At 71.4% G+C, this 17,496-nt stretch carries 18 protein-coding genes; 2 read left to right on the top strand and 16 right to left on the bottom strand.

Annotated elements, in window-relative coordinates:
* Window positions 1-139: 139 nt before the first annotated feature.
* From ctaD to AC0GKK_RS27835, 12 genes are all read right to left on the bottom strand, one after another.
* Complete coding sequence (gene ctaD, locus AC0GKK_RS27890; protein ID WP_482638860.1) at window positions 140-1,894, bottom strand: aa3-type cytochrome oxidase subunit I; 1,755 nt, start codon at window positions 1,892-1,894, stop codon at window positions 140-142.
* Between the two features lie 686 nt (window positions 1,895-2,580).
* Window positions 2,581-3,285, bottom strand: a complete 705-nt coding sequence (locus tag AC0GKK_RS27885; protein WP_482638859.1) for a DUF305 domain-containing protein — start codon at window positions 3,283-3,285, stop codon at window positions 2,581-2,583.
* A 4-nt stretch (window positions 3,286-3,289) separates the two neighbouring features.
* Window positions 3,290-4,069, bottom strand: coding sequence for a thioredoxin-like domain-containing protein (locus AC0GKK_RS27880; protein ID WP_482638858.1), 780 nt, complete (start codon window positions 4,067-4,069; stop codon window positions 3,290-3,292).
* 112 nt (window positions 4,070-4,181) lie between these two features.
* Window positions 4,182-4,811 (bottom strand): TlpA family protein disulfide reductase, encoded by a 630-nt coding sequence (locus tag AC0GKK_RS27875; RefSeq protein WP_482638857.1) that lies wholly within the window; start codon window positions 4,809-4,811, stop codon window positions 4,182-4,184.
* Window positions 4,808-5,602, bottom strand: coding sequence for a tetratricopeptide repeat protein (locus AC0GKK_RS27870; protein ID WP_482638856.1), 795 nt, complete (start codon window positions 5,600-5,602; stop codon window positions 4,808-4,810). Before AC0GKK_RS27870 ends, AC0GKK_RS27875 begins: the two co-directional genes overlap by 4 nt.
* Window positions 5,599-6,096, bottom strand: a complete 498-nt coding sequence (locus AC0GKK_RS27865; RefSeq protein WP_489884162.1) for a cytochrome c-type biogenesis protein — start codon at window positions 6,094-6,096, stop codon at window positions 5,599-5,601. The genes AC0GKK_RS27870 and AC0GKK_RS27865 overlap by 4 nt, the downstream gene beginning before the upstream one ends.
* Window positions 6,089-8,074, bottom strand: a complete 1,986-nt coding sequence (locus tag AC0GKK_RS27860; RefSeq protein ID WP_489884161.1) for a heme lyase CcmF/NrfE family subunit — start codon at window positions 8,072-8,074, stop codon at window positions 6,089-6,091. The genes AC0GKK_RS27865 and AC0GKK_RS27860 overlap by 8 nt, the downstream gene beginning before the upstream one ends.
* On the bottom strand, window positions 8,071-8,517 hold the full coding sequence (locus AC0GKK_RS27855) for a cytochrome c maturation protein CcmE (protein WP_482638853.1): 447 nt from the start codon (window positions 8,515-8,517) through the stop codon (window positions 8,071-8,073). Before AC0GKK_RS27855 ends, AC0GKK_RS27860 begins: the two co-directional genes overlap by 4 nt.
* On the bottom strand, window positions 8,514-8,636 hold the full coding sequence (locus tag AC0GKK_RS27850; protein ID WP_482638852.1) for a hypothetical protein: 123 nt from the start codon (window positions 8,634-8,636) through the stop codon (window positions 8,514-8,516). Before AC0GKK_RS27850 ends, AC0GKK_RS27855 begins: the two co-directional genes overlap by 4 nt.
* Window positions 8,633-9,403 (bottom strand): cytochrome c biogenesis protein CcsA, encoded by a 771-nt coding sequence (gene ccsA, locus AC0GKK_RS27845; RefSeq protein ID WP_489884160.1) that lies wholly within the window; start codon window positions 9,401-9,403, stop codon window positions 8,633-8,635. Before ccsA ends, AC0GKK_RS27850 begins: the two co-directional genes overlap by 4 nt.
* The gene (locus AC0GKK_RS27840; RefSeq protein ID WP_482638850.1) at window positions 9,400-10,077 is read right to left on the bottom strand and encodes a heme exporter protein CcmB; all 678 of its coding nucleotides are present in this window, start codon (window positions 10,075-10,077) and stop codon (window positions 9,400-9,402) included. The genes ccsA and AC0GKK_RS27840 overlap by 4 nt, the downstream gene beginning before the upstream one ends.
* Window positions 10,074-10,733 (bottom strand): ABC transporter ATP-binding protein, encoded by a 660-nt coding sequence (locus tag AC0GKK_RS27835; protein WP_489884159.1) that lies wholly within the window; start codon window positions 10,731-10,733, stop codon window positions 10,074-10,076. Before AC0GKK_RS27835 ends, AC0GKK_RS27840 begins: the two co-directional genes overlap by 4 nt.
* Window positions 10,734-10,838: 105 nt before the next feature.
* On the opposite strand from AC0GKK_RS27835, the gene AC0GKK_RS27830 reads away from it, so the two are divergent.
* A complete protein-coding gene (locus tag AC0GKK_RS27830; RefSeq protein WP_482638848.1) occupies window positions 10,839-11,555 on the top strand; it encodes a cytochrome c biogenesis CcdA family protein in 717 nt (238 codons plus the stop codon).
* A 26-nt stretch (window positions 11,556-11,581) separates the two neighbouring features.
* Here AC0GKK_RS27830 and AC0GKK_RS27825 read toward each other — a convergent pair whose 3' ends face one another.
* Window positions 11,582-12,133, bottom strand: coding sequence for a M23 family metallopeptidase (locus AC0GKK_RS27825; RefSeq protein WP_482638847.1), 552 nt, complete (start codon window positions 12,131-12,133; stop codon window positions 11,582-11,584).
* A gap of 845 nt (window positions 12,134-12,978) precedes the next feature.
* Here AC0GKK_RS27825 and AC0GKK_RS27820 point away from each other — a divergent pair.
* Window positions 12,979-13,548, top strand: a complete 570-nt coding sequence (locus AC0GKK_RS27820) for a L,D-transpeptidase (protein ID WP_482638846.1) — start codon at window positions 12,979-12,981, stop codon at window positions 13,546-13,548.
* A gap of 69 nt (window positions 13,549-13,617) precedes the next feature.
* On the opposite strand, the gene AC0GKK_RS27815 is transcribed toward AC0GKK_RS27820, so the two are convergent.
* The 3 genes from AC0GKK_RS27815 to AC0GKK_RS27805 form a co-directional block, all read right to left on the bottom strand.
* Window positions 13,618-15,051 carry an MDR family MFS transporter gene (locus AC0GKK_RS27815; protein ID WP_482638845.1) on the bottom strand — a complete coding sequence of 478 codons (1,434 nt, stop codon included), beginning with the start codon at window positions 15,049-15,051 and terminating at the stop codon, window positions 13,618-13,620.
* Window positions 15,051-16,136 carry a PLP-dependent cysteine synthase family protein gene (locus AC0GKK_RS27810; RefSeq protein WP_482638844.1) on the bottom strand — a complete coding sequence of 362 codons (1,086 nt, stop codon included), beginning with the start codon at window positions 16,134-16,136 and terminating at the stop codon, window positions 15,051-15,053. The genes AC0GKK_RS27815 and AC0GKK_RS27810 overlap by 1 nt, the downstream gene beginning before the upstream one ends.
* Window positions 16,137-17,125: 989 nt before the next feature.
* Window positions 17,126-17,473, bottom strand: a complete 348-nt coding sequence (locus tag AC0GKK_RS27805) for a hypothetical protein (RefSeq protein ID WP_482638843.1) — start codon at window positions 17,471-17,473, stop codon at window positions 17,126-17,128.
* Window positions 17,474-17,496 lie beyond the last annotated feature (23 nt).

The following is a 17,496-nucleotide window of genomic DNA, read 5'->3' as shown; positions in this document are numbered from 1 at the left end:
CGCCCCCGGTCCGAGGACGTCGAACGTGTCGGGTGGCATCGGTCAGCCGCCGCGGACGGATCGTTGGGCCGTTCCTGCAGAGCCGGTCGCGGCGCGGTCGGTGCGCCGCGCTGTACCGGTCGGGTAGCTCTAAGGGGGGTCAGTTGGATTTGGGGTCGTCGTCTGGCATGGACTCCTTGCCGACCTCCTGGGCGAGGAACTCGGTCGGGTGCGCCCGGTTGCCGACGTGGGCCTCGGCTCGAGCTCGCTGGACCATGTGCGGGTAGTGCAGGTCGAACGCCGGGCGCTCGGAGCGGATCCGCGGCAGCTCGGTGAAGTTGTGCCGCGGCGGCGGGCAGGAGGTCGCCCACTCCAGCGAGTTCCCGAAGCCCCACGGGTCGTCGTGCTCGGCGACCCGGCCGAACCGGTAGCTCTTGAACACGTTGTAGATGAACGGCAGCGTCGAGGCTCCGAGCACGAACGCACCGATCGAGGAGATCGTGTTCAGGGTGGTGAAACCGTCCGAGGGCAGGTAGTCGGCGTAGCGGCGCGGCATGCCCTCGTTGCCCAGCCAGTGCTGCACCAGGAACGTCAGGTGGAACCCGATGAAGGTCAGCCAGAAGTGAACCTTGCCCAGGGTCTCGTCCATGAACCGGCCGGTCATCTTCGGGAACCAGAAGTAGATGCCGGCGTAGGTGGCGAACACGATCGTGCCGAACAGCACGTAGTGGAAGTGCGCCACCACGAAGTAGGTGTCCGAGACGTTGAAGTCCACCGGCGGCATCGCGAGCAGGATGCCGGTCAGGCCGCCGAACAGGAACGTCACCAGGAAGCCGACCGAGAACAGCATCGGGCTCTCGTAGGTGATCTTGCCTTTCCACATCGTGCCGATCCAGTTCACGAACTTCACCCCGGTCGGGATGGCGATCAGGAACGTGGTGAAGGAGAAGAAGGCCAGCAGCACCGCGCCGGTGGCGTACATGTGGTGCGCCCACACCGCGACCGACAGTGCCGCGATCGCGATCGTCGCGAAGACCAGGCCCTTGTAGCCGAAGATCGGCTTGCGGGAGAACACCGGGAAGATCTCGGAGACGATGCCGAAGAACGGCAACGCGACGATGTAGACCTCGGGATGGCCGAAGAACCAGAACAGGTGCTGCCAGAGCACCACGCCACCGTTGGCGGGGTTGAAGATCTGGGCGCCGAGGTGGCGGTCCGCGGCCAGCGCGAGCAGCGCGGCGGTCAGGATCGGGAACGCGATCAGGATCAGCAGCGCGGTGATGAAGATGTTCCAGGTGAAGATCGGCATCCGGAACATCGTCATGCCCGGCGCGCGCATGCAGACGATCGTGGTGATGAAGTTGACGCCGCCGAGGATCGTGCCCAGACCGGAGACGACCAGACCCATGATCCACAGGTCGGCACCGGGCCCGGGCGAGCGGATCGCACTCGACAGCGGGGTGTAGGCGAACCAGCCGAAGTCGGCGGCACCGCCCGGGGTCAGGAAGCCCGACAGGACGATCAGGCCGCCGAACAGAAACAGCCAGTAGGAGAACGCGTTGAGCCGCGGGAACGCGACGTCCGGGGCGCCGATCTGCAGCGGCACGATGTAGTTCGCGAAGCCGAACAGGATCGGCGTCGCGTACAGCAGCAGCATGATCGTGCCGTGCATGGTGAACAGCTGGTTGTACTGCTCGGTCGACAGGAACTGCATCTCCGGCCGTGCCAGCTCGGCCCGGATCAGCAGGGCCATGGCGCCGCCCGCCAGGAAGAACCCGAACGACGTGACCAGGTACAGGATCGCGATGTCCTTGGGGTCGGTCGTCCGCAGCATCTTCAGGAACGTGGAGCCTTTCCCGCTGCGGCGTGGCGGGTGTGTGCGCACCGACACCGGCCGGGGGCCGACTTGGGTCATGGAGAGGTCCTTTCGATGCCGGAGCCCAGCTCCCTCTGGCCGGCACCACCGACGGCAGGGATGAGCCCCGTGGAGAAGGGAGAGCGGGCGCGCACCGAGTCCGGGGTGCCTGTCGGCAGCGGGCGGCGGGCGCAGGCGGAACCGCAGCAGTCACGGCCGAGCTCTCGCGGGCATAGACCCGAGCCGGGCGAGTGCTGCCGGCCCGTCTACGTCCGTGAGATGCCGAGCCCGATCAGAAGTCGAGCACCGGAGAGGACCGATCCCGTGGGTGCGGGCGCCGCTGTCGGCGACGGGCCGCTCGGCTGCGATCGCTCAAGCGCGGGAACGACCACCGCGATCTGAGCGGGTCTGTGCTCGTCGTTGCGTACCTGCGCGATCGGCGCGGCGTGGCCGTCCGGGGGCGATTCCGGGCAACCCGCCGTGTGGGCGCCGCTACCCGGGGCACCAACGGTAGGAGCCACCGATGAGGCATCGGCAGAAGCGGTGGCCATCGCCGGGTGCGCCTCAGGGCTCGCGTCGGCCCAGGACAGCGGATGCAGCGCCAGCAATCCCACGAGGGCAACCAGCAAGGTCAGAGCGACCCCACCCCGCTGCACCATTCTGTGTCCCGTCTCGTCGGCAACCCCCGTCGACCTCCGACACAGCGTAGAACACTGACGTGGGCGACGGGGTACGGAGCCGCACCTTCAGTTCGTAGGAAGCGGCTGTGCGCCGCGCTCGGCCAGCAACGACCTCATCAGCTGTGACTCCGCGGTCTGCGCGGTGAGCATCTGCGAGGCCAGGTTCCGCACCTCGCTGGTGTCGGCGTGGTCGCGACCGTACTGCAGCATCGACGCGCCGCCCTCGTGGTGGCGCAGCATCAGCTGCAGGAACACCACGTCGAGCTGCGGTGGCGGCGTCGCCCGCAGCCGGGCTAGCTCCTCGGCGGTGGCCATGCCGGGCATCCTGGACACCGAGCCGTCGGCGTTCATGCTGGCCATGGCGTCGCCGGGCTGGTTCATGTCGTCGGCCATCCACGCCATGTGTCCGCCGGTGGGCAGCGTCGACGCGTCCCACAGACCCAGCCAGCCCTGCATAATCCCGACCTGCCGGTTCTGGGTGGTCTCGATGTCGAACGCCAGCTGCCGCACCCGCGGGTCGCTGCTGTATTCGTGCGCCCAGGACGCCATTTCCACCGCCTGGCGGTGGTGCACGCTCATGTCTTGGGCGAATCCGACATCCACCGAGCCGGACTGCGGGACATAGGGGCCGAAAACCCCGCGGACCGCCAACCCGGCGACGACGACGGCCGCCAGCGCCAGCACCGCCAGCGTCACCACCAGCGGGTGACGCCAGGGCGACCCGCCGGTTGCGGGGGTGGGGGTCGAGGAGTCGGCGAGGTCGGTGCTCACGCGATCACTGCCCCGGCCCGCCCTGGTCGGGCTGCGACGCCGGGTTTGTACCCTCGCTCTCCGGCAGCACGGTCTGCCGGTCGACCGCGGGCTGCGGCGGCGCCGGCTGGAACGGCGGCGGGTTGTCCTGGTCGAAGCCCTGCGGGCCGGTGGCGTCACAGGAGGCGCCGACCTCGGGGTGGGTGAACCGGTTGGTCCGCAGCGAGCGGGTGAACTGCTCGATCCGCTCGTCGTCGGCCGATCCGACCTTGAGCTGGTGGCCCCAGGACTGCAGCGAGATCGGGGAGTCCAGGCCCGGGTAGGGCGACATCACCGTGTAGGGCTGGCCCTCGACCCGCGCGCGCAGCGACTCCAGCGCGTCGCCGGAGACCTGGGCGGGGTTGTAGGTGATCCACACGGCGCCGTGCTCCAACGAGTGCACGAGGTTCTCGCTGCGCACCGGATTCGGGTAAACCGCACCGTTGCAGGCGGCCCAGAACCCGTCGTGCGCGCCACCGTAGGGCGGGCTGTTGGTGTACGCGACCTGCTGGACGCCCAGCACGTGCTGGCCACCCTGGTACTCCTGCGTGGCTATCCCCGGAATGGCCAGTGACGGGTCGCGGTTCTCCTCGCTCGGCCTCCATTGCGCGTTCTGGCCGCGTTGGACCAGCGGATAGCCGATGAACACCGCGGCCAGCAGCACGATGACCACGATCGCGGCGACGGTCCCCCAGGGAACCTGGCGCTGGTTGACCGCGGCCACCGACGGCGGTCGCCCTTTCGAAGGCTTGTTGCCACGAGCCATGCGTACATCCTGTTCGTCTGTGGTCCGACGCCCCGCAAGTCGAGGGACGCCGCCTGGCGGTTATTGGCCGGCCCACCAGCCGTACGAGGACCGAGCAGCAACACGATCCTCCTCATCCGGGTGACCGGTAGGGGGCGTCGCGCGCGGGCTGCACCGCGCCCGGGGCCGGCGCGCCGGGCCGTGCGCCGGCCAGAACCGCGTCGATGACTCCGCCGAGCGACGCTGCGGACACCGGCCCGGTGATCTTCGCAGCGATCACGCCCGAACGGTCGAGCACGAACGTCTCCGGTACCCCGAACAACCCGAAATCCAGCGCGGCCCGTGACCCCGGGTCGGTGACGTACCGGTAGTTGTCGCCGCCGCGGCCGAGCTCGTCGAGAAACGCCCGTGCCGAGGCCGGTGAGTCCTGGTAGTCGACGCCGACGACCACGACCCCGCGGTCCCGGTAGCTCCGGGCCGCCTCCACCAGGACCGGGTGCTCCTCCCGGCACGCCACACACCAGGAGGCCCAGAAGTTGACCACGACTACCCGGCCCCGCAGGTTCGCGAGCGAGACCTCACCGTCGCCGTCGAGCTCGGGCAGGACGACCGCCGGGGCAGGCTGCCCGATCAGGGGGCTGTCCACCACGGTGGAACCGTCGACGAGGCGCCATCCGAACACCGCACCGACCCCTATCGCGATCACCACGACGATCACGGCGCCGATCCGGACCCCGCTCCACCGGGCGGTCCGCGCGGTCACCGGGGCCCCCGGACCGCCGCGCGTGTGTCGGCGAGCAGCTCCTCGACCCGGCTACGGAACTCCGCCGGGAGATCGGGGCGGGTCGCGAGGCCCTCCAGCACGGCGATGCCGCCGCGCGGGTCGCCCGTGCCGTCGATCAGGACGTTCGCCCGGACCCAGGCCGCCTCGGCCGAGTCGGGCTGCAGGGCGAGCGCGCGGTCGACGTTCTCCAGCGCGGGGCCGGTCTGGCCGATCTGCAGCAGCAACCAGGCCAGCCGAGTGCGGACGTCCGCGTCGTCGGGGCGTCGGTTGGCGGCCTCGACGTAGTGGCGCATCGCGGCGCCGTAGTCACCGGCAGCGACGTAGCGGTCGGCCAGGGCCAGTCGCATCCCGATCACGTCCGGGTTGTCGGCCACGACCCGCTCCAGCTGCTCGTCGTCGACGGCGGCCGGATCGATCGGCGGCGGCGCGCCGGGTCCTCCGGCCATCGGCTCGATCCCGGTGGCGGCGCCGCCGGCCGGCCGGTCGACCACGGCCGCCGGCAACAGCACCACGGCTGCGACCAGGGCGACCGTAGCGGCGAGAACGTACGCGAGAGTCCAGGCCCGGGGGCCGCGAACTGTTCGGGGCCTGCCCGTCGGTGGGTCCGGCGAGTCGATCGCGGTAAGCGCCTCGGCCGCGACCGACTCGTAACGCCGCCGCAGCTCGCGCGCCCGGTCGGCGCCGATCTCGCCGTCGACCACCTGGGCCTCCAGCTCGACGAGGTCGCTCAGCGCCTGATCGGCGATCTCGCGGTCGCGGCGGGAGCTCATGGGTCCACCTCCTGGTGGCCCGGCATCTCGCGGTGCCGTCGGACTGCGGCATCCACCCTGACCCGGTCTGCGTCGGACAGCGGCACGAACACGGTGCCCCGTCGTGGGAGTGACCGCGCCAGCAGAACGACAATGCCGGTAAGCGCCGCTGCGACAGGCAGTACCCACAGCAGCAGAGTGCTGCCCGACGCCGGCGGATCGATGACCGTCCAGTCGCCGTAGCGGGCCCGGAAGTAGGCGACGACCTCCTCATCGCTGCGCCCGGCCGCCACCTGGTCGCTGACCACCTGCCGCATGGCCACGGCAGTCTCCGACGGTGACTCGGCGACCGAGACACTGGTACAGACGGGACAGCGCAGCCGCTCGGCCAGATCCTGGACCCGGTCCCGCTCCGGTGCCGGGGCCAGGGCCAGTACCACGGCGACGACACCGGACAGCAGGACGACCGCCACGCCGATCACCGCCGACCCGCGGCGGATGGCGGGTTCAGGCACCGCCGCTCACCCGTTCTGCAGCCCGTGTTGGACCGGGCTCGCGGCTCCGGGCTCCGCGGCGCGGACCGCTGAGCGCCCAGAACCCGCCGGCCGCGACCATCCCGCCGGCTACCCACATCCAGGACATCAGCGGGTAGCGGAACAGGTTCAGTGTGACCTGCTCGGGTTCGAGGTTGCCGAGCGCGACGTACACGTCCTGAGCTGGGGTGCTCCACACGTCTGGGTTGCCGACGGCCTGCGGGCGGCCCGGGAAGCTGTTCAGTCGGGGCGCCATCGTCCGTAGCACCTCGTCCCCGGCCCGCACGGTGATGTGCGCGTCAGTGACCAGCCGGTCAGACAGCTGGTGCTCGTCGACGTAGTCGAAGGTGAGCGTGTAGCCGGCGAAGATCACCGAGTCGCCCCGGTCCAGGCTCACCGTGCTGCGGTCGGCCAGCCCGGAGGAGACGGCGACCACGACCGCGAACAGCGCGACGCCGAGGTGAGCGAGCTGCCCGCCCCAGTAGCCACGCCGGCCCCGGACCAGCCGCCAGACACCGGCCGGGGTCCGGGCGGGCGCGGTCACCACCGCCTGGCGCGCCGTGGTCGCGGCGATCCCGGTGGCCAGTGCGGCGACGGCGACGATCCCGACCGAACGCACCCCGGCGAGCAGCACCGCCACCGCAGCCAGCGTGGCGAGCAACAGCGGCACACGGGTCCGGCCCCACACGACCGCGACGGACGCGTGCCGGTACGGCGTGACCGGGCCGGCCCACATCGCCAGCAGCAGCCCGAAGCCGATCGGCACCGCCATCCGGTCGAAAAACGGCCGGCCCACCGAGACCTGCTCGTCGGTGATCGCTTCGAGCACGACCGGATAGAGGGTCCCGAGCAGGACGACGAACGCGAACAGGCTCAGCAGCAAGTTGTTCAACAGGAACATGCCCTCCCGGCTGGCCGGTGACTCCGGCCTGCCGTGCGAGGCGATGTGGTCGGCGCGCAGGGCGATCAGGACGAATCCGGCGACGACCACGACGACGAAGAACACCAGCAGCGGTGGCCCGACGTCGGACTGGCTGAAGCTGTGCACCGACTGCACGACCGCGCTGCGGGTCAGGAACGTCCCCAGGATCGTGAGCGCGAAGGCGGCCAGGACCAGGACGAAGTTCCAGGACTGCAGCATTCCACGCCGGACTTGCACCACGGCCGAGTGCAGGAACGCGGTCGCGACCAGCCACGGGATGAGCGCGGCGTTCTCCACCGGGTCCCAGGCCCAGTAGCCGCCCCAACCCAGGACCTCGTAGGACCACCAGGCCCCCACGATGAGACCGGCGGTGAGGAAACTCCAGGCCACGAGGTTCGACCGGCGGGTCCGGTGCAGCCATTCGACCCCCGGCACGCGACCGAGAAGCGCGGACATCGCGAACGCGAACGGCACGGTGAGGCCCACGTAGCCGAGGTAGAGCAGGGGCGGATGTATCGCCATCAGCACGTGGTCGGCCGGGATCGGGTTGGGTCCTGGGCCGTCGGCGGGCACGTCGGCGAGGATCTCGAAGGGGTTGCCCGCCAGCGCGACGAGCCCGAAGAAGAACGCGCCCACCGCTCCCAGCACGCCGAGCGCGCCGGTGCCGAGCCGGTCGTCGGTGTCGGGGACCCCGCGCGTCACCACGGCGGTGAACCCGGAGAGCACCAGCACCCAGAGCACCAGGCTGCCCTCGAGCGCGGCCCACGCGGTGGTGATGCTGAACAGCGTCGAGGTGGCGCGGGAGTGGTTCTCGGCGACGTAGGCGACGGCGAAGTTGTCGGTCAGCAGAGCCACCTGCAGCGCGCCCATGGCCAGCACGGAGCCGCCGAGCATGAACCCGGCACCGACCACCAGCTGCCGGTGTCGCACGGCTGCGGGTCGGCGTTGGGCCAGAAGACCGAAGACCGCCAGCACGACCGAGCCCGCCAGCCCCAGCATCAGGCCCGTCCATCCGGCCGCGGGTATCGCGGTCGTCATGCCGGATTCCCGTCGTCGGGTGGCTGATAGTTCTCGTCGTGCTTGACCTTCATCGAGTCCGAGACGAACGTCGTGCCCTGCCAGGAACCCTCCAGCACCACCCCGACGCCCGCGCCGAAGAGTTGAGCGGGTGCTCCCCGAAACTCCACGGGCACCCGGACGCCGACCGGACCGGCCGACGAGGTGACCTCGAAACGGACCACCTCCGAGTCGGCGACGACGCTGTCGGCCGCGACGAGGCCACCGAGCTGGAAGCGGGTGCCCTCGGACTGCGTGGCCCGCTGGGCGAGCGCCTCGTCCGGCTCGAGGTAGTAGACGAGGTTGCCGTTGAGGTTGCCGAACAGCAGCACGCCGACCAGGACCGCAAGCACGCCGACCGCGGCCACCCCCAGCAGCCGGTAGCGACGCACGATCCCGGGTGGGCGCGGGTCGACCGCGGTCATCGGCGCCCCCGTTCGCGTGCGCGGAGCCGCGCGGCCGCCGCCACGAGCACGCTCAGGTAGGCGGTGACCGCGGTCGCGGTGACGCCGTAGCCCAGTGCCACCCACGCCCAGGCCGTCATCGGGTCGCCTCCGGCCGGGGCGCGGTCACCGCGTCCCCGGCGACGGGACCGGGCCCGGTCAGTTCCGCGGCGTCCAACGCCGCGTCGGCGGCGCCGAGTCGCATACGCGTGCGTACGATCAGCACGAACAGCGCGGTGAAGGCGAGGACGGACAGCAGTAGTGCGGCCAGCATCCCGCCGCCGATCGCGGGAGCGGCGGGCCGCAGCAGCGACGGCGGCTGGTGCAGGGTCCGCCACCACAGCACCGAGAAGTGCACGAGCGGAACCATCGCGAAGGCGACCACCCCGAACACGGCCGAGCGGCGGGCCCGCGCGACCGGGTCATCGATCGCCCGACGCAGCGCGAGGTAGCCCAGGTACACGAAGAACAACAGCGCGGTCGTGACCAGTCGGGCGTCCCACGTCCACCACACACCCCAGGTCGGGCGGCCCCAGATCGCACCCATCGCGATCGCCAGACCGGTGAAGAACACCCCCGCCTCGGCGCTGGCCGCGGCCAGCCGGTCCCACACCGCGGTGCGCCGCCACAACCAGACCAGCCCCGCCACGAGCGTCACCCCGTAGGCGAGGAACGCCGTCCACGCGGCGGGCACGTGCACATACATCAGCCGGACCAGTTCGCCCTGCAACCGGTCCGGAGGCGAGGCCAGCGCGGTGGTCAGCGCGACGGCCACGGCGAGCGCAGCGCCGGCCGGGAGCCTGCGGCCGAACACCGCCCGCGGGGTCGCTGGCACCGGCGCTGGCTCTGCCGGGTCGGTGGTGCTCATGATGGATCCTCCAGATGACGGGCGCACCACGCGGCCAGCAGCGCGGCGGCGAGATCGACGGTCACGGCCAGGACAAGCCACGGCCAAGCCGGGCGGCCGTAACGGGCCGCATCGAGGACACCGGTGGCCGCGAGCAGCAGCGGCACGGTGAGCGGGGCGACGAGCAGCGGCCCCAGCGCGGCGCGCCCCGCAAGGCCCTCCGAGACCTGGTCAGCCAGCGCACCGAGCGTCCCGAGCCCGACGGCGACCAGCGGCACCATCGCCAGGAGCCACACCCAGCCGGTGGGCTCCGGTGCGTAGAGCACCAGCGCGACCGGCGCGATGACAGCCTGGAACCCGAGCAACAGGACCGTGTTGCCGAGCGCGCGACCGGCGAGCCGGACCCGCGGGGTCACCCCCGCGAGGCTCAGCACCGCGCGCTGCGCGGGGCCCTCGACAGCACCGCCGCGCACGGTGACAAGCACCCCGAACAGCAACACCACCACCCAGAACAGAGCGGGTCCGAGCATGCGCAGCAACGGGGTGTCTGCCCCTACGGCCAGGGGCACCATCAGGAGCGCGACGGCACCGAACGGCGCGACGACCAGGAACGCCTCGCCGGTGCGGCGCTCAAGGCGCAAGTCCTTGCCCGCCAGGACGAGCGCCTGGGTCAACGGCGGCACGGCGGCACTCATACGGGTTCCTCCGCCTCGACCCGGCCCGACCGGACCCGGACCCGCCGATCACAGAGACCGGAAAGCCGGTCGGGCTCGTGCGAGACAAGCACACACGCGCCCCCGTCCCGGCCGGCGACGGCGCGCACGACGTCGTCGACCAGCGCCGCGGCGTCACGGTCGAGTCCGGCGTGCACCTCGTCGAGCAGCACCAGACCGGGCCGGGTGAGCAGCACCCGGGCCAGATCGGCGCGCCGACGCATGCCCTGCGAGCACGCGACCGCGGGGCGATGGGCGGCCCGTTCGAGGCCGACCTCGGCCAGGGCCGCGTCCGCCCGTTCGGCGGGTTGTCCGATCAGGCGGGCGACCAGCCGCAGGTTCTCGGCGAGCGTGAGTCGATCGTAGAGCGCTGCGGTGTGCCCGACGAGCCCGATCCGCGGCCGGACCGCACGTCGTCCGGCCGGGTCGAGGCGGCGGCCGAACAGCTCGACCGTGCCCGATGTCGGCCGGACGAGGGTGGCCAGCACCTCAAGCAGGGTCGACTTCCCCGAACCGTTGGCTCCGAGCACGCCGACGACCTCTCCTGCCGCGACCTCCAGGCTCAGGTCACGCAGGATCGTGATCCGGTGCCGGTCGACGCGGACGGCGTCGAGCCGGGCCACCACCGAGGGGTTCACCGCATCCGCCCCAATCCGCGACGACACCGGGCTTCTACGTATCGTAAAAGATGACATATCTCGCGTTTCGGCCCCGTGTGGCCCCCAGCCGTCGTCGGAGGCGTTGTGGAACTTCTGGGCCTCGTCGCCCTCGCGCTCGTGGCCGGGGTGGTGTCGTTCAGCTCGCCGTGCGTGCTGCCGCTGCTGCCGGGCTACGTGTCGTATGCGAGCCGAGCAACCGGGCGCACCGGTGACGGCCGCCGGAGCGGGCGCGGCCCGGCTCTGTTCGTCATCGGATTCAGTACGGTCTTCGTCGCGATGGGGCTCACCGCATCGGCGGTGGGGCTGCTGCTGCGGCAGAACCTGGACGTTCTCACCCGGCTCGCCGGCGGGGTCGTCATCGTGCTGGGGCTGGCCATGACCGGGCTCGTACACGTCCCCCTGCTCGGCCGTGAGTTCCGTCCGGGACTGCGGCGAGCCGGATCGAGCGAGATCGGTGGCTTCGGGCTGGGTGCGGCGTTCGCACTCGGCTGGACACCCTGTGTCGGGCCGGTCCTCGCCACGATCCTGACGATCGCGGCCTCGTCGGGGGAGCTCGCGACCGGGGTGCTGCTTCTGGTCGCGTACACGCTCGGCCTCGGTGTGCCGTTCCTGTTGCTGGCCCGCGCCCTCGACCGTGGCCGCGACCGCCTCGCGTGGCTGCGGCGCAACACCCGCAAGATCGAGATCGGCGGCGGGCTCGTGCTGGTGCTGACCGGCGCTCTGATGATCAGCGGGGTCTGGTCCACCCTGATGGCAGGGGCGCTGGCCGGCTATGCGCGGCTCGGCTGGCCCCCGATCTGAGGTTCGCTCCCGCGCCGCCGGGGTCCTCATCCGGTCAGCTCCAGGCCGCGCTCGCGCAGCCACCCGACTGGATCAATCTTGTCCCCTGAAGCCGAGCCCTGCCGGATCTCCAGGTGTAGATGCGGGCCGGTGGACTGGCCCCGGTTGCCGACCTCGGCGATCCGGTCCCCGGCCGACACCCGCTCGCCGGCGGCGACGAACGCCTGGTTGATGTGGCCGTAGACCGAGCGGGACCCGTCGGCATGCCGGACCACCACCCACAACCCGAACCCCGACGCCGGGCCGGACTTCTCCACGACGCCGTCGGCGACGGCGAAGATCGGTGTTCCGATCTTGTTGGCGATGTCGAGGCCGTAGTGCGTGGTGCCCCACCGTGGCCCCGCCGTGGAGGTGATCCGGCCCCGAACGGGCTGCACCGTGGCCTCGTCACCGGACACCGCGGCGGTCGGAGCGCCGTCGGCGCGAGCGTCGGACAGCAGGGTGGAACGGCGTTGCGTCTCCTGCGCGATGCGGGCCCCTTTGGCGAGTGCGGCCAGGGCCTCGGGCCGGGCCGCGTCCGGTAGGTCGGCGCTACTCACCGACCCGGCCGCCGGAGCAGGTGCCGGGTTAGTCGCGACCGGTTGGAGTGACCACGCCGCCACCGGACGGACGCCTGCGTCAACCAACGGGGGGTCGAGCTGATCGTAGGCGGTCTGGGCACCTGCCACTAGAGCTCCGGCGGCGAGGGCGCACAGGGCTCCGCCGGCCGCCGCGGGCGGAGCCGGCGGGCCGAGGGGCACGGACGGACAGGACGACGACATGCGGGTATCCCGGATCTGTCGGGGGCTGCGGGCATGCGGGCACGCGGCCGGGTCTAGATCCGGAAGACCTGCAGGTCGGCGGTAGAGACGCGGGAATCCGCGGCGGGCACGCGAGCGGACGCGAGGGATACCGGCGGGCTCCACACGGTGGGTAGGACGCAGACCGGGTGCGCGGTCGCCGCGCCGTCCTGCGCCTCGGGTACCGCGACTCGAGCCGGGGACGCGGCGGAGTGCTCGATGTCCTGTAAGGGAGCACCGTGGCACTCGTGGGGACCTTCGCCGGCCGCGACCGCGATCGAAGAACCTGGGGTGACCCCCGGTCCGGCGCCGAGCACCCCGGCAGCGAGCACAGAGAGCATGACGACCGCGATCACGGCCGACCACCGGGCGACTCGCCGCACGCGCACTCCCTCCGACCAGTCGAGGTTAGCCGTCGTCCCGGAACCGGCGGCCACCGGCCGGTCGTGGCCTCAGGAGCGGCGGAACCTCGCCGTCGTCACGCGTAGCCACATTCGTTCCCGGAGCGTCACAACCTTCGGCGAGCTCGTGCGTCATCCGTTACGGAAGACGCCGATCGTCGTTACCCCGAGTGGCGGGTGGATGACGTACGAACAGGAGCACGGATGCGGAACCGGACGGCCCGACGTAGCCGCCGCGGCAGGAGTGTCGTCGCCGCCCTCGTGGCGGTGACGGGTATCGGCTTCGCGGGCACCGCACTCGCCGAGGTTGAGCAGAGCGATGTCGCGAAGCAGGCGCACGCCGAGGCCCTCGCCCCCGGCACACCGTGCTCGGTCTCCGCGCGGGCGTGCGTCGATCTCGAGTCGCAGCGGGCCTGGTTGATCCGCGACGGCAACGTCACCCGCGGACCGGTCCCGATCGCCTCCGGTGGCGCAGGCCAGGAGACCCCGCTCGGCCACTCGTTTCGCGTGTATCGCAAGAACAAGGACCATGTCAGCGGCGAGTTCACCGGCCCCGACGGCCGGCCGGCTCCGATGCCGTGGTCGGTGTTCTTCGCCGACGGCGGTGTCGCGTTCCACGGCGGTGACCGCGACCGCGCCTCGGCCGGGTGCGTGAAGCTGGACCTGCCCGAGGCGGAGGTGTTCTTCAACGACCTCGTCGAAGGGGACAAGGTTCAGGTCGTCAACGCCTCGGCCGAGCAGCAGGCCCGTTCCGGCGCCCCGGCCAGCGGCTGACCGACCCGACGACACGCTCGTTCGCCTGGGGCTGGGGCACCGGGGCCGCGACCACGGTGCCCCAGCCCCTCAGCGCCGTGCCCCTGTGCTGGTGCGGGTCCGTGAAGCCTCGATGGTGCCGGCACCGATCGCGGGTAGGGGCCGGGTCGGTGCGCCGTCGTCGGCGGCGCCGTATCCGCTGATCGCCCGCAACCGCACTGTGGGGGGGTCGTCTGCGGCCGGTGCTTCGGTGTCCGTGGCGGCGGTCAGCAGACCTCGGCGGTACAGGCCCGCGAGCGCGGCCGCGCACAGCACGCCGAGTACGACGAGGACCGCCCACGGTATCGGGGCCAACCCGGCCGACCGCGCGAGATCCACCGCCCACCCGGTGCCCGCGTTGCCGAGCAGGATCCCTACGCCGCACACCGTGTTGTAGAAGCCGTAGTGCGTGGCCACCAGGCGGTCACGGGCCAGCGCGACGATCGTGTCCATCTCGAACGGCAGCACCACCGCCGTCCCGACCGCCAGCAGCGCCGCCGTCAGCAGCAGGGCCACGATCCCGGCCACGGTGGCCGGGCCGGGCCCGATCTCCGGCCACACCAGCAGCAGCGAGTCGGCGGCAAGCATCGGCACGAATGCCGCTCCTAGCACGAGCAGGCCGCGGCTGAGCGAGCGGGCAGGCCCCCACCGTGTGCGGCACCAGGCCGTCACCTTCATCTGGGACGCGATGGTCACCGCACCGGACACCATGTAGATGCCGGTTACCAGCGTGGTCGCGGAGTCCCCGCTGCCGAGCAGCGTGCGCGCGTGCAGCGGAAGGGCCAGATAGATCTGATACGACAGGACGTAGGTGCCGATCATCGCGACGGCGAACGGCAAGAACCCTCGGGTTGCGGCGACGTCACGCCATTGGCGCAGCAGTGGACTGCGCTCCTCGCCGGGGTCGTCGTCCCCGCGGCGGGCCGGTAGCGCCCGCACCTGCAGCACCGTCAGGACCGCGAACACGGCCGCGGCGACCAGGCAGGTCAGCGTGAAGTCGATCCCGGTCAGCAAGAGGCCGGCGACCGGGCCGATCAGGATCCCGGCCTGGTAGAAGACGCTGAACAGGGCGAACGCCTCGACCCGGCGCTCGCCGGCGTCGCGGGCGATGTAGGCACGCACGGCGGGGTTGAACAGCGCGCCGGCGAATCCGGTCATCGCCGAAGCGATGACCAGCGCCGAGACCGCGTCGACCAGGCCGATCAGGGCAAAGCCGACGGTCCGCAGCGCGCAGCCGGCGACGATCATTGGCTTGTAGCCGAATCGGTCGGCCAGGCTCCCCCCGACCAGGAACATGCCCTGCTGGGAGAAGTTCCGCACGCCGAGGATCAGTCCGACCATCAGCACCGACAGCCCGAGCCCGGCCGACAGGTGATCGGCCAGGTACGGGATGAGCATGTAAAAGCCCAGATTGATGGTCAGCTGGTTGAGTAGCAGCAGCTGAACCGGCCGGTCGAACGACCGGTATCTGTCGAGTACCCGCATCAGCTCTGGTGCCCTGCTCGCCGGAGCACGTCGGCACAGCGGGTCCAGCGGCGGACCTCAGCGGCGTCGGGTCGGTCGATCTCGTCTGGGTCGTGCAGTGGAGGGCTACCGACGGTGATGCCCTTCGCCGCGCAGAACTCGTCGTTGTAGACGGTGTCGAAGTAGCGCTGCGGCCCGTCGGGGAAGATTGCGGTGATCCGGGTCCCGTGCGGTCGGGTGCGGGCGAGCCAGCCGGCTACGACCCCGACCGCACCCACGCTCCAGCCTCCGCTGGCATAGCTGGAGCTGGCCATCGCCCGGCAGGCTGATACCGCCTCGCCCGGGGCCACCCAGTGCACCTCGGAGAAGATGGCGTGGTCGACATTGCGTGGGTGGATGCTCGAGCCGAGACCACGCATGAGCCGCGGCCGGGCCGGCTGCCCGAAGATGGTCGAGCCGACGGTGTCGACGCCGACGACCTCCAGGTCGGGCTGGTGACGGCGGAGCGCGCGGGAGATCCCGGTCGAGTGCCCCCCGGTGCCGACCGAGCAGACGAGGACATCAGTGCGGCCGAGTTGATGCCAGAGCTCGGCGGCCAGCGGTGCGTAGGCCGCGACGTTGTCCGGGTTGTTGTACTGGTCCGGGCACCAGGAACCGGGGTGTTCGACGAGCAGCTGCATGACGCGGTCGCGGCGGGCCTGTTGCCAGCCGCCTTCGGCGGCCGGCTCTTCGACGGTCTCGATCTGCGCGCCGTAGGCGCGCAGCAGGCGATACATCAGCGGTTCCATCCCCGGGTCGGAGACCAGGGTGACGGGATGGCCGAAGGCGATACCGGCCAGGGCGAGACCGAGGCCGAGGGTGCCGCTGGTGGACTCGATGATCCGACCAGCGGGGCGCAGGTCACCGCGTTCACGAGCACGGCGGACCATGTGCACGGCCGGTCGATCCTTGATCCCGCCGGGGTTGGCGCCCTCGAGCTTGGCCCAGAAGCCACACCCCTCGGGCGCGAAAGGAGCGTCGATCCAGACGACAGGGGTGTTGCCGACGACGTGGGTCAGCCGAGCCTCCTGGGACGTGGGCAGACCGGAATCGAGCAGTGCGGGCATGGGAAGACCTCGTTCGGACGCGCGGCGTCGCCGCGCAAGGGGAGCGATCACGGACCTGCGACGTGACCGGAGACGGACACACCGGCTCCGGCAAGCCGATCTAGGTCCGCGCGATCTGCGCGAGAACGAGGTGTCTACGGCCACCCGTTGGCACCCGCCGGCCGTGCACTGCGGTGGGGCCGACAGACTGATGTGTGGCGGCTGTTTCGACGGCGGGCAGCCCCACCGGCGGCCCATCGGTGTCCGGGACCGCCCTGACCGTCCTCGACGACACGCTCGTGGTGTCGTGCGACCCGGCCTCGTGGCAGGTCGGGGCGTGGTCGGGTGACGTCGAGACCGACTCGGCGGAGGCGATGATGTGCGGATCGGGGGCGTGCGAGGTGCTGGCCACCGCCAGGAGGACGGCGACCAGCCCGGTCAGCAACAGCCCGAAGCGCGTGGCGCGTCCCCGCCACACGTTCCCGAACACCTGGCTCCTATCGCTCACAGCGACCGGACGGTATCAACGAGTAACCGTCGTCTGATCTTGGGTCTTGCCAGCTGCTTTGGGGGCGAACGCTTCGTGTTCCCGGGGCGCCGCAGCCGGGAAGCGACCAGGTCCTAACCGTGAGCGGGTCCTGTGCGAGGTCCCGCCGGAATACGGCCTCGTGCAGCGCGTCGGTGCTGATCCGGACCGGTCCGGCCGCTTCATCGTCCTGGTCCGCGGCGGCTCCACTTGCGATCGAGCCTAGAACCGCCACCGCAGCTTCCGACAACAAGCCGGGGTCGCGCACGACCGCAGCCCGTAAGGGCGGGAAACTGTCACTCGGCGGCGCGTAGGCGCCAGCGGAATTCGCCGTGATCGCTGCGAGCGTCGCGCTGTCGATCCTTAGCTCCTGGTACACAGCTCCATCGACCTACCGGTCGCCGCTGGTTGGTCCGACGCACCGAGCAGCCCGCCAACGAGGGTGACGCCTGCCCGGGTGCCGCGTCTGCCCGGTGCTGCACAGTCAGTCGCTGGCCGGGCTGGCGCGGCGCAGCGTGAACACCGCGAGGCGAACGGTCAGCCCGTCGAGCAGGAACGCGCCGAACGCCCACGGGTCCAGCCACCGGTCCGGGGCGCCGAGTCCGGGCACGGGCAGCAGCAACGGGGCGAGGAAGCTCGCCACGCCGACCGCACCGGTGATCGCGGCGGCAAGCAGGGCCCCCGGCCGCCGGCCGATCACCAGCGCGATCGCGCCGCCAGCGGCCGCGGCGGCCAGCGTCGCCGCCAGCAGGCGAGCCACGGCGTCGGCCTCGGAGGAGTCGATCGCCAGCCACAGGTGCGCTACGCCGGCGGCGGCCCACACCGCGGCCACCGTGACACCGCCACCACGCGGTA

It is taken from the genome of Pseudonocardia sp. P-1, from assembly GCF_058111925.1.
The sequence above is the reverse complement of the archived record's forward strand: the minus strand, read 5'-3'. Positions and strand labels throughout refer to the sequence as shown.